This window comes from Howardella ureilytica (assembly GCF_054657495.1).
The window spans coordinates 1-11,447 of the sequence record NZ_BAAHYP010000015.1 but is presented as its reverse complement, the minus strand read 5'-3'; the positions used below and the strand labels follow the sequence as shown (position 1 = coordinate 11,447).

Here is an 11,447-nt window from a genome sequence, read left to right as displayed (position 1 = left end):
GCCCATAATTTCACGTTTTTGTATTCATTTGTAAAATTGTAAAATATTTATAAAATAATTGTGCTATAATAACCCAAATTCTGTATTTAGGAGCTGACAAATGAAATATGCACACAACATAATTCTGCCGATTATTCTGACAATTATGGTAATAAGCGGAGCCGTTACTTTTACGGTGTTTTTTACGCCGCTCTATTATTTTGACGTAAACGCATTGGATATTCCCGGGCAGTCAGGTTATTCGACGGATTTAATATATCGTAACTACAACGCACTTATAAATTACATGTCAATCTTTAATCGTGGTGAACTTTCTTTTCCCGATCTGGCTATGTCCGCAACCGGGAAAATTCACTTTGAAGAAGTAAAAAACATATTTGTCATTTTCCAGATACTTCTTCCTTCAACGGCTGCCGTTGCAATTCCGTGGAGTATATATATTTATAGGAAAAAACACAGCACAATTTTTTTCAGAATTGCGGGAATAATAACTCTTGCACTTCCTGTTTGTCTGGGAATATGGTCCGCCGTAAACTTTGATTCACTGTTTACTTCATTTCACAAAGTTGCCTTTAGAAATGATTACTGGTTGTTCTACCCTGAAGAAGATCCGATTATTAACATACTCCCGGAAGATTATTTTATGCATGCTTTTATTCTTATAGCGGTTATCGTTATAGGTATGGGGATTCTGTTTTTATTCCTCGGAATGGGCAAATCCAAAAAATCAAAACGAAAATCTAAAAAGCCGTAAAACAGAATTCATAAGCGCAAAATTCAATATTTAACCTAAAAAACAATCTCTGAAATGCATTTGGCATTGACGATTTAATCTGTATTTGTTAAAATTTATTAAATGTTTACAGGTTACCGTTTATACATTTTTTATATTTTCAGGCGGCACACCTTAATAAAAAAGGAGGATAAAAACATGGATTTTGCGGGTAATGGATTCGTGCTCATTTGTGCAGCATTGGTTTTCATTATGACACCAGGTCTTGCGTTTTTCTACGGCGGTCTTGCTCGCAAGAAGAACGTAATTGACACAATGATGGCAAGTGTCGGCATCATGGGCTTTTCCGTATTGCTTTGGGTTGTTTTTGGTTACACATTATCATTCTCAAACGGTGGCGGCGCTAATGCATTTATCGGTGGATTTGACAACTTCTTCCTCATGGGATTAAGTCCTTACGAATCTATCGACGGAACATCATCATCTATTTCTGTTATTACATATGTAATATTCCAGATGATGTTTGCTATGATTACACCGGCCGTTGTAACAGGTGGCGGTGTAGGAAGAATGAGAGCGGGCGCAATGTTCGTATTCTCAATGATTTGGTCTGTATTGGTTTACTTCCCTCTTGTACATATGGTATGGGGCGGCGGCTTCTTACAGCAGATGGGAGTAATTGACTTTGCCGGTGGTTTCCCTATCGAGGTTGCCACAGGTATGTCAGGTCTCGTACTTGCCGCTATGTTGGGCAGACGTGACGGATTCGGTAAGAAGTCTTTCGAGCCTCACAACAAGCCTTATGTATTCCTCGGTGCCAGCATTCTTTGGTTCGGATGGCTCGGATTCAATGCGGGTTCAAGCCTTCATGCCGACGGATTGGCTGCTCATGCATTCTTAACAACATGCATTATGGCTGCAACAGCTCTTTGCTCTTGGGCTATAATTGACATTGCGACTACAGGAAAACCTACTATCGTAGGTGCTTCTTCAGGTCTCGTATGCGGTCTTGTGGCTGCTACTCCTACCTGCGGTTTCGTTCCTGTATGGGCTGCTTTCATTATCGGAGCGGTTGTAAGCCCAATCTGCTACTTTACAACAAAGGCTATCGCAAAGGGCGGTATCGACGATCCTATGTCAGTATTCGGCTGCCACGGTATGGCAGGTTTCACGGGTTGTATAGGTCTTGCACTTTTCTGCCAGGCTTCAGTTAACCCTACTGTTGCTTACGGCGACGGTCTCGTATTCGGCGGTGTTCACCAGTTCGGTATACAGATACTTGCAACAGCTATTGCTGCAGGTTATTCAGCAGGTATGACGGCAATTTCTCTTCTTATCACAAGAATCTTCACAAGACTTCGTGTTGATCCTTCAGAAGAAGTTGCAGGTCTTGATATCAACCAGCACGGTGAAGATGCTTACCCTGCATTTGAATATAAAGTTGAAGATTAATTAAAATCTTTTTAATAAAAAAGGAACTTCGATTTTCGAAGTTCCTTTTTTAGTCTTTATCCGTCTGTATACAAAATTTCTTACTCGGATTATCGTTATCCAAAAGCTTTAATTCATTTATCAACGTGCCGGTTTGATATTTCCCGTATACATTCATATTATTCCGGTTTACGGCAATACACTCTGCTGATTGTTACATTTGACAAAATACAGGCTGATATTAACATGACTTTTTGCGCGCTGATAAAAATATGTTATAATACTCCAATATTAAAATGTGTAATTAAATCAAATAAATAAATTCAAGGAGGGAACAGTTGAAATATAAATCCATAAAATTAACGGCTATAATAATTGCAGCCTTCGGCATATCCGTTTCGAGTATATTCAACGCTCCAAAAAAGACCCTCTCCGAATCACTTGAAGAAAGTCTGAATAATACCAATAAGCTGATTGAAGAATTGAGAGAAAAGCAATCCGGAATATCTTCCGATATAAGCAATCTCAGCAGCGAAATAGATAATTCAAGTAAAAAAATCGAAAATCTGACTTCCGACATAAACAATAAACAAAATGAAATTGCCGATATATCCGGTCAGATTTCCGATCTTGAAAAACAGCAAAAAGAAATGTATGAAGCAATGAAATTGAGAATTCAATATTCATACGAAAATCAAAGGCAATCTGTATATGATGTACTGTTTTCATCATCGAATCTCGATGATTTTCTGAACAGAACCATGTATGTTCAAAGCATCGTAAGTTATGATAAAAATCAATTGTCAAAGCTTGCCGGTATAATAAAAGAAGTCGCGGATAAAAGAGATACGGTAACAAGAGAAATGAAGGCTCTCGATCAGTTAAAAAACGAGGCTGTTGCCGAAGCCGAAAGTCTTCAAAACATGGTTGCGGATAAAACCGCGGAACTTCGCATATCGGAAGACTCTCTCAACAAGCTGATGGCTCAGGCTAAGGATTATGAAGTTAAACTGGAAGAGGAAAAACGGGCAAGAGAAGAAGCTGAAAGGCAGGCATACCTTGCATCTTTAGAGGCAGAGCGTCAGAACAGCGAAAATAACAGTCAGTCATCCGACAATTCCGATAATGTCTCATCGGATTCCGGAAACTCTTCGGGCAGTTCAAACGTCCCGTCATACGACTATTCAGCATCAGACCTGGATATGATGGCGGCAATAATATATGTCGAGGCGGGTGTTGAACCCTACGAAGGAAAGGTTGCGGTCGGAAGCGTTGTGATGAACAGAGTTGCAAGTTCATATTTCCCTAATACCATATCCGGCGTTATATATCAAAGAGGACAATTTACTCCCGTGGCAAGCGGTCGCTTTGAACTCGCGCTTACAAATAAACTCGCCGATTCAGACTGTATACAGGCGGCAAAGGAAGTGCTTGGCGGAAGGCGAAATGTTCCTTATCATTTCTTCCATATGTACACCGGGAAAACAAATAATTACTCGAGCTATACCATAATCGGAAACCATATATTATATGATTACTGATTTGAATATGACTTATATTATTAACATACACAACCGGTATCCTATTTCAAGCCGGTTCCGTATTTTTAACGGCAGCGTATATAAAAAACCTTCGATATTTGCACATTTTACACAAATATCGAAGGTTTTTTATATATTGAATATCACAATTTAACGCATAAACGAAATCATCCGATCAGAATTATTTTATTATTAATATTCCACATGCAGCAAGCCGCTCTCTTTGCTGTTGCCGTAAATATCTTTATACATGAATGAAATATAATAATCGGAGTTTTTTGTTACATCAACATCTTCTACCTTATCCTCTCCCGTACAGGTTATCTCCGCACCTTCAACGGTCTGAGGGTTATTTCCTTCGGCGTCATATACGTAATATAACGGTACTAATTTATCTCCCGCCTTAAGAGGAGTAATTTCTTTTTCATTGACAGTATCGTCTCTTGTACCCAATATGGTATATTTTCCGCCGTCATCATCACTCTTTTCCCACATGAGTTTTAAAGTAGTTTCTTTTCCGTTAAGTTTTACCGGTACGTTATATAATATATAATCTTCTCCCGCATCATATACATAATATGATATATATTCACCGTTTAACATAGGAAGAAATCCGTTAAAGTTATCGGTCACATAACCTGTATTTTCATCAAAGTCAGCCTGTCTGTCCGAACCGATCCATATCGTGTTGTCTTCGAGAGGAATATATATATTTAATACGACATCATCCAGTAATTCGATAGAATCTTCGGAGAATTTCATTTTATAATATCCGTCTTCATCCGCAAACGGTTCTTCTTCAACGGTTAACTTTGTCGCATCCGCAACCGTGTTTGCACTGTTCTCATTCTTTATATTTTCCAAAAGAACGCCGTAATTGCCCGAATCGGCAACGGATCCGTATGTATTGACGGTATTTTCGGCACTTTCCGAAAATACGTATGGATAAAATATTGATATTCCGTTAGATCCTTTTCTGCCCGATCCGTTTATTCTGTATACGACAGCATCGGAAACGGCATTTACAAGATTATCTTTCTTATCCGAAGGAACATTTCCCGCTTTTTCCGCTATTCCCACAATATCAAAAAGGTTGAAAAATCCTTCCTCATCGCTGGAAATTCCTCCGTAATTCTCAGTCTTTCCGACACTTCTTACAAATTTACCGTACTCTTCGGCATTATTTACAAACCCGTTAACATATCCCATGTAGTCACCCAGGGCGTTGTTAACATTATCAAGCTTGCCTGTGTCCACAACCGATAATGTTATCATTGAATCCACACCCTGTTCTTGACATTGCTCATAATATGTATCGCAGATGCTCTTGCCCGCATCCGCTCCGGACATACCCGGATTTGCCGCAATATTGCTTATAAATTTATCATATGACCATCCGCCTCCGGGTTCCGTCTCTTCAGAAGCAACAATATATTTAGCGTCGTTTTTTACTATATTGAGAGTTTCTATGTTTGCCATAAGGCAGCAGTCAAATCCGATAACCTCGTATCCGTAATCTCTTGAGTCCATAACCGTTTTTAATTCCTCAAGTGATAACAAATCTCCGCCGTAATTTTCATCGACGCACAATCCGTCTACGCCTGTTCCGTGATCCCACATAACAAGCATGTTTTTATCGGAACCGTAATTGTCTTTTCCCCAATCCATAAAGCTCTTAAGTGTTTCCGCATCCCCCATCGAAGCGTTATCCAATACTTCAAGCTGCTGAAGAGAACCGTTTTCGACTTTATAGCGGGTAAGCTTGTCATTTGGTACGTCACTGTTCCAAACTGAACTTCCTCCTGTTTCCACATATACATTTACATTGGGATTGTCGGCAACCGACATCATTTCCTGTAAGTCCAAAGTACCCATTCCGTGTTGACTCTCAAGGTCGGAACCGCACATATATACAAATATTGACCATGTATCTCCCGAAGTTTTATTACCGTCATTTCCGCTTCCGCTTCCGCAGGCCGCAAGCGACAATGCGCATATGGACGAAACCAATAAGGCTAATCCCTTTTTTTTCATATTTCCCCTTTCTTAATATATCCCCAAAGCAATACTTTAAAATGCAGTTTATTATAATGCATATTCCCCCATAAACGCCTGTTTGAATTTTCAGGAATAAAAAAAGTCAACCCGGTATGCACTTGGTTGACTTTTTTTCAAATAGGTTATTTTATAGGGTTTTATTCGAAGCAGGTTATATTATTTGATCATTATCTTACTCTCAATTTAATAATTACAAGGCTGTAAGACTGTAAACGATTACTGCTGAGCTCCTGCAAGAGGTGCAGCCTTAGCAATATCGCCGGCTATTTCGTTAGCGTCCGTTATAATTGAACCTTCATATGTATTGTTCTCGGATGCAGGTGTTACAATAGTAATCTTGCCGTTATCGTTAGCCAATCCGAATTTAAACTCCTGCTTTGTATAAATGTCTGTTCCCTTTATTGTTGTAACAGGAACTCCCTGAGGATTTGTGGATGGTTCGCTTGTTGCATTCTCAAGAACCAAAAGCTGATTAATTTCTCCATTTGCGTTTGAACCGATAATTACTTCATATGGCTGTCCGTTCTGAACAACTTTTGAATACATAATCTTGCTTCCGTCAACAGGGCTTGTACCGCCTACAGTACCGTTTTCAACTATATCTGCGGCAGTAACCTTTGTAATATCAAAGGTTGCGGTCTGCTGTGTATCAGTGCTTCCGGACTCTGCAGCCGTTGTTGTTTCGGCAGCTGTAGTCTCCTCAGTTTTTGAACCGCCGTTACCGCATGCAGCAAATGTAGAAGCAGCAAGAATTCCCGCAGCCGCAATACCAAAAATCTTTTTCTTTAACATATTATTTCTCCCATCTAACATTAAACAAATAAATTCTTTATTTACTTTTAATATTTTATATATTTTGTACATATTAACAAACTTAATCGTCATTTTTTTCGACAATTAAGTTATAATCAGTATTGTAAACTAATACAGTGGTACTATAGTTGAAAAACTGAGGAACATATTATGAATATTGCAATAGTAGACGATAATGATTTTGATTTAATTAATACAAAAAAACTTATAACTAACGAAGCGGAAAAAAGATTTCTTAATATAAATTCCATAGATGTGTTTAAAGATTCTCACGATTTTCTTTCGAAATTCTGTCACGGCAAGTACGATATTATCATTCTCGATATTTTCATTGACGATAACAACGGTATAGACATAGCTCAAAAAATAAGAGAGTCAGACAATGATGTAATTATTGTCCTATTGTCTTCAAGCAACGAATTCGCAACCGAAAGCTATCATGCGAAAGTCAATTGGTATCTTAAAAAACCGGCAACTCAAAAAAACATATCAGATATGTTTGATGCACTTCACATAGACAGGCTCAAAGAATATTCACATGTTTACCTTCCCAACGGAACATTAATCCTTCCGAACAATTTAATACACACGGATTACAATAATCATATAGTAACCTTCTTTATGAAAAACAATAATACCATACAGGTTAGGATGTCTTTTTCGGAAGCCGCATCACTGCTTGAAAATTATGAATACATATATTCTCCCATAACGGGATGTCTGATTAATTTTTTCGAAGTATCCGATATGGAAAATAATGTATTCATAATGAGTGATAAAACGAGAGTTCCCATTGCCGTACGAAAAACAAAGGAGGCAAAGGAAGCATACATGAGATTCTGCTTTGAACAAATGAAAAAAGAGGTGCATTATTGATGAATACTTTACGTATTTTTGAAGTCATAATCTACTCAATGGTTAATTTTCTTCCCTTTGCGCTGCTTTCACTTTACCATTTTAAAAATATGTTTCGTTTCGGAAAAGCCAAAACAATATTGCTTTTTTCCGGACTGTCGGTCATTCAGGTCATAATGGGATTTACCGCAACATTTAACAGCGGCGGCTTAACAGCCGTTGTTACTACTGTGGGATATATAATATATTTTTTGTTTTATATAATTGCCGTAAAGGCCCATCCCGGCAAAATTCTGTTTGTACTGCTGGCATATTCCAATATAGGCAATCTCACGGTTATGTCCGGCAAATGTCTTGAAAACATGTTATTTCCGGCATATGCCATGCAAAGAAACAGATGGACTTTTTCGCTGTGTAATATAATAGTTGACTTTATAATACTCATACCGATGTTTATATATGCCAGGAAAAATTTCACGCCTATTATACAGGATAAAAAATACAAAGCTTCATGGAAGTATATCTGGTTAATTCCGGGCACATTTCATGTTACATGGTACTATTTATTGTACCTTGTTCCGCTCACGCCTACGGAAATTGCCATAAATCCCATAAATGTTTTGTTTTTGCTTGCAATAAACCTCGGAGCAATCCTGGTTTACCACATAGTCGCAAACTTCATGATTACTCAAACCAAGATTTCCGTTCTTAAAGAAGAAGCCAACACATATAAACTTCAACAGTTACAATATAAGAACATTGAAGCAAAGATAATGGACGCCAGACGGGCAAAGCATAATCTGAGACACCAGGCCATAATTATGTCCGCATATCTTGAAGACGGTAAACTGGATGAATTAAAGGCTTATCTTGAGAAATACGCCCATCGTTTTGACAGCGAAAAATCCGTTATATATACAACGAATTACACCGTCAACTCAATCATTTCATATTACAGCTATATTGCGGAATATAATAATATAGATTTTGATGCCGTAATAGATGTACCTGATTTTCTGAATATCCCTTCGGAGAAGCTGTCCATTATGCTGGGTAACATATTGGAGAATTCTACGGATGCATGTTCCGACGCATTAAAGCAAACCGGTGATGAGAGCAACAAGCCATTTATCAATATACATATGAAGACAAAATCAAATATGTTATTCCTAAATGTTGACAATTCATATGTCAACAAGCCGGACACTGATTCGAACGGTAGTCTCATATCTACCAAACACGCAGGGCTTGGCATAGGTATTGATTCCGTTAAAGAAATTGTTAACGAAAACGGCGGTATTTTCGAGCTTTCATTCGACTCCGGCATATGCAGGACTTCCGTTATCATGGCATTGCAGGATTAAACACTTTACTGTTGTATAAATATTAAAAGAGTCCTTTAAACGTATTTATATGATTAGGATATTTATCCTTCTTCATTAACCCATACGTTTAAAAGACTCTTTTTCGTTAAATGTTTTTATTATATATAATTCTCAAACCCTTAAGAAGTAAATCCTGATCTATGATTATGTCCTTCTTGCAGTGCGGAACAATAATATTTGACATGCCTCCCGTTGCAACCACCTTTATCGGCTCGTCAAGCCCCATCTCTTCGGTAAATCTTTCTATCATACCGTCAATACATGAAGCGTTGCCGTATATAATACCGCTTTGCATACTCTCTATTGTATTCCTGCCTATTATTCTGCCCGGAGCATCTATGCTGATTCTCGGTAACTGAGCAGTCCTTGAGGCCAGAGAATCCACCGATACCTGAACTCCCGGCATAATCACTCCGCCTATATATGCTTTGGATTCATTAACAGTTGTTATGGTTGTGGCGGTTCCTATATCAATTATAATAACCGGTGCACCGTATTCGTCTGCCGCTCCGGCCGCAGTTGCAATAAGATCGCTTCCCACGGTCCTTGGATCGTCCATATTTATTGCTATTCCGCTTTTTATTCCCGGACCTATTACAATCGGATCTATATCCGCAGTCATCATTATGGCGCTCTTTATTACATTGGTCAAAGGCGGCACAACGCTTGATATTATTGCTCCGTCCGCTTCTTCCGGACTTATTTCGTTAAGTTCAAATAACGTCTTTAATATAATTGCATATTCTAACTTTGTTTTTCTTATACTTGTTTCAATATTCTCTTTAAAAAATATTTTATCGTTGTTCATACAACCGATAACAATATTTGAATTGCCTATATCTACTGCGAGTATCATCCCTCTTTTATTGTTTCTCATTATCCGCCTCTGACATTTTAAGCTGTTTAATCATTTCCTTTACTTCATTGCAGGGTATCTTCGACTCCGTAATCTTTCTGAGAGTCAGTAAATATGTTTTATTATCCAATCCCATGTTTTTACGGGATTGAAGCAGTTTCCATATCTTATCCGGATATACATTAAATGCTTCGGCCAAAAACCATGCCGCTCCCATCTGAGAATAGAACCTGCCCTCCAAACTTTTAAGCGCAAACGGAAGAAATTTATCCAACATTGCGCTTTCCCTGTCCGTATATTCAATATCCTTAAGAGTCACACTCTTTAATCTGCTTAACCGGTTGCCTTTTGAGTCATATTTAAGCAAATGATTAAGAAAGATTATAAATGCGGTCCTCTCGGCAAATTCGGAACCGAATTTTAAAAAAAATATAATATGGTTAAGTACTTCTTCCCTGTATTCCGGAAAACCCGCAATCTTAAATGTATTGCAAAACGTATCACAAATCAACCAGTTATCTATAAGCGGAAGATATTCATCCAACAGCTCCAATGCCGTTACTATATCTTCCTTTTCCCTTACCGTGCCGTAACCTATAATAAGACCTCTCAGCAGTGTCTCTTCAAGATACTCGTCTGTTGCTTCGTCATTGAGATATTCATTATATCTTCTTATCTTTATTATATTCTGTGCATAATTTCTCAATACGGGCAGTCTTACCCCCAACACCGGTTTATGCTCCGTGGTTATAAGTCCGTCCGTGTTCGCTGCATTCTTTTCATCCGCCAATCCCAAAAGCGCTTCTCTTATTATTTTTTCCATAATTTGACCGTAGTGTGCGGGACTTTTGCCCATTTAAAATTAATATTTTCAGAGTATTGTTTTAGATTAATATATCAAAACAATGATGATATTTATACTCTTATTTTCATATACATATAAATATATTACATGACCGTTTTGTTTTTTAATCAAAAAAAATTTAATTAAAATTTTTAAAAGTTAGCATTTGACAACTTATTGCATTATTTTTCTTACTTGATATAATGAATTTCAAGTAAGAAATAAATATTTGTATGACATTGGGGGTATTTTACTATGGCATATGTAATTAATGATAGCTGTGTTAACTGTGGTGCATGTGTTGCAGGATGTCCTGTAGACGCTATTACAGAAGGTGAAAGCATTCATGTAATCGATCCTGATATCTGCATCGATTGCGGTGCCTGCGCTTCTGTTTGTCCTGTTGCAGCTCCTAATCCTGCTGAATAATTCGGACATTAAAACACCTGACGGAATTTTTCCGTCAGGTGTTTTTTTATGATTCCTGATTAGTTATTAAATAATGTTCTTATCAGTCTTTAATCAATAGATATTATTTTTCGGTCTTTTTTCTCTTTAAATGTATAAATAACGCAATTCCGGCCGCAGCTCCTGATCCGATAATCAATGATACATACGGCGCATTCATCGTATTATCGCCGGTTTTCGGTGAGTCGGTATTTGAAATATTTGAGCTGTTTGAGGACTTTGAATCACTGAGTTTAATATCGGACTCCGGTGTATTATCAGATGTCTCTCCCCCTACGTCGTCCGGTATTCTGTGATATACAAATTCCAATATATTGGTTCCGTCGGCGTTTGTTAAAGTAATGTTCTTGGAGCCGTAATCCGGGATATATCCCGATATATTTCTTGCTTCTTTGTACATTACGTCATTTATGTCTCCGCTGCCGCTCTCTTCATCGGAAACAGCATTTCCGTCCGCATCCAA

11 protein-coding genes are annotated in these 11,447 nt (G+C 37.9%); 6 read left to right on the top strand and 5 right to left on the bottom strand.

The genetic code is table 11. The features are described 5' to 3' along the window. Positions 1 to 100 precede the first annotated feature (100 nt). The 3 genes from ACYQ1N_RS07205 (at position 101) to ACYQ1N_RS07195 (ending at position 3,705) form a co-directional block, all read left to right on the top strand. A complete protein-coding gene (locus ACYQ1N_RS07205) occupies positions 101 to 754 on the top strand; it encodes a TIGR01906 family membrane protein (protein WP_459834385.1) in 654 nt (217 codons plus the stop codon). 177 nt (positions 755 to 931) lie between these two features. After that, positions 932 to 2,185, top strand: a complete 1,254-nt coding sequence (locus ACYQ1N_RS07200) for an ammonium transporter (protein ID WP_459834383.1) — start codon at positions 932 to 934, stop codon at positions 2,183 to 2,185. A gap of 317 nt (positions 2,186 to 2,502) precedes the next feature. Continuing rightward, complete coding sequence (locus ACYQ1N_RS07195; protein ID WP_459834381.1) at positions 2,503 to 3,705, top strand: cell wall hydrolase; 1,203 nt, start codon at positions 2,503 to 2,505, stop codon at positions 3,703 to 3,705. Positions 3,706 to 3,897: 192 nt separating this feature from the next. Here ACYQ1N_RS07195 and ACYQ1N_RS07190 read toward each other — a convergent pair whose 3' ends face one another. Continuing rightward, the gene (locus tag ACYQ1N_RS07190; protein WP_459834379.1) at positions 3,898 to 5,739 is read right to left on the bottom strand and encodes a clostripain-related cysteine peptidase; all 1,842 of its coding nucleotides are present in this window, start codon (positions 5,737 to 5,739) and stop codon (positions 3,898 to 3,900) included. A gap of 240 nt (positions 5,740 to 5,979) precedes the next feature. Further along, positions 5,980 to 6,555 carry a hypothetical protein gene (locus ACYQ1N_RS07185; protein WP_459834377.1) on the bottom strand — a complete coding sequence of 192 codons (576 nt, stop codon included), beginning with the start codon at positions 6,553 to 6,555 and terminating at the stop codon, positions 5,980 to 5,982. A 171-nt stretch (positions 6,556 to 6,726) separates the two neighbouring features. Between ACYQ1N_RS07185 and ACYQ1N_RS07180 the strand changes: the two genes are divergently transcribed. Together ACYQ1N_RS07180 and ACYQ1N_RS07175 are read left to right on the top strand one after the other, a co-directional pair. Further along, positions 6,727 to 7,452 carry a response regulator gene (locus ACYQ1N_RS07180; RefSeq protein ID WP_459834375.1) on the top strand — a complete coding sequence of 242 codons (726 nt, stop codon included), beginning with the start codon at positions 6,727 to 6,729 and terminating at the stop codon, positions 7,450 to 7,452. Beyond that, a complete protein-coding gene (locus ACYQ1N_RS07175; RefSeq protein WP_459834374.1) occupies positions 7,452 to 8,795 on the top strand; it encodes a sensor histidine kinase in 1,344 nt (447 codons plus the stop codon). The genes ACYQ1N_RS07180 and ACYQ1N_RS07175 overlap by 1 nt, the downstream gene beginning before the upstream one ends. A 106-nt stretch (positions 8,796 to 8,901) precedes the next feature. Here the strand turns inward: ACYQ1N_RS07175 and ACYQ1N_RS07170 are convergent, their stop codons facing one another. After that, entirely contained in the window at positions 8,902 to 9,693 is a 792-nt protein-coding gene (locus ACYQ1N_RS07170) for a type III pantothenate kinase (protein WP_459834372.1), read from the bottom strand. After that, positions 9,680 to 10,495 (bottom strand): DNA alkylation repair protein, encoded by an 816-nt coding sequence (locus tag ACYQ1N_RS07165; RefSeq protein ID WP_459834370.1) that lies wholly within the window; start codon positions 10,493 to 10,495, stop codon positions 9,680 to 9,682. The genes ACYQ1N_RS07170 and ACYQ1N_RS07165 overlap by 14 nt, the downstream gene beginning before the upstream one ends. A gap of 276 nt (positions 10,496 to 10,771) precedes the next feature. On the opposite strand from ACYQ1N_RS07165, the gene ACYQ1N_RS07160 reads away from it, so the two are divergent. Next, complete coding sequence (locus ACYQ1N_RS07160; protein WP_459834368.1) at positions 10,772 to 10,945, top strand: DUF362 domain-containing protein; 174 nt, start codon at positions 10,772 to 10,774, stop codon at positions 10,943 to 10,945. A 103-nt stretch (positions 10,946 to 11,048) separates the two neighbouring features. Here ACYQ1N_RS07160 and ACYQ1N_RS07155 read toward each other — a convergent pair. Continuing rightward, positions 11,049 to 11,447: LPXTG cell wall anchor domain-containing protein (locus ACYQ1N_RS07155; RefSeq protein ID WP_459834366.1), on the bottom strand; the 399-nt coding region annotated here is incomplete at its 5' end.

What these genes read in the sequence shown, in the direction of transcription:
- ACYQ1N_RS07160 (WP_459834368.1), top strand. Translation starts at nt 10,772, where the DNA reads ATGGCATATGTAATTAATGATAGCTGTGTTAACTGTGGTGCATGTGTT.
- ACYQ1N_RS07165 (WP_459834370.1), bottom strand. Translation starts at nt 10,495, where the DNA reads ATGGAAAAAATAATAAGAGAAGCGCTTTTGGGATTGGCGGATGAAAAG.
- ACYQ1N_RS07205 (WP_459834385.1), top strand. Translation starts at nt 101, where the DNA reads ATGAAATATGCACACAACATAATTCTGCCGATTATTCTGACAATTATG.
- ACYQ1N_RS07175 (WP_459834374.1), top strand. Translation starts at nt 7,452, where the DNA reads ATGAATACTTTACGTATTTTTGAAGTCATAATCTACTCAATGGTTAAT.
- ACYQ1N_RS07185 (WP_459834377.1), bottom strand. Translation starts at nt 6,555, where the DNA reads ATGTTAAAGAAAAAGATTTTTGGTATTGCGGCTGCGGGAATTCTTGCT.
- ACYQ1N_RS07190 (WP_459834379.1), bottom strand. Translation starts at nt 5,739, where the DNA reads ATGAAAAAAAAGGGATTAGCCTTATTGGTTTCGTCCATATGCGCATTG.
- ACYQ1N_RS07180 (WP_459834375.1), top strand. Translation starts at nt 6,727, where the DNA reads ATGAATATTGCAATAGTAGACGATAATGATTTTGATTTAATTAATACA.
- ACYQ1N_RS07200 (WP_459834383.1), top strand. Translation starts at nt 932, where the DNA reads ATGGATTTTGCGGGTAATGGATTCGTGCTCATTTGTGCAGCATTGGTT.
- ACYQ1N_RS07170 (WP_459834372.1), bottom strand. Translation starts at nt 9,693, where the DNA reads ATGAGAAACAATAAAAGAGGGATGATACTCGCAGTAGATATAGGCAAT.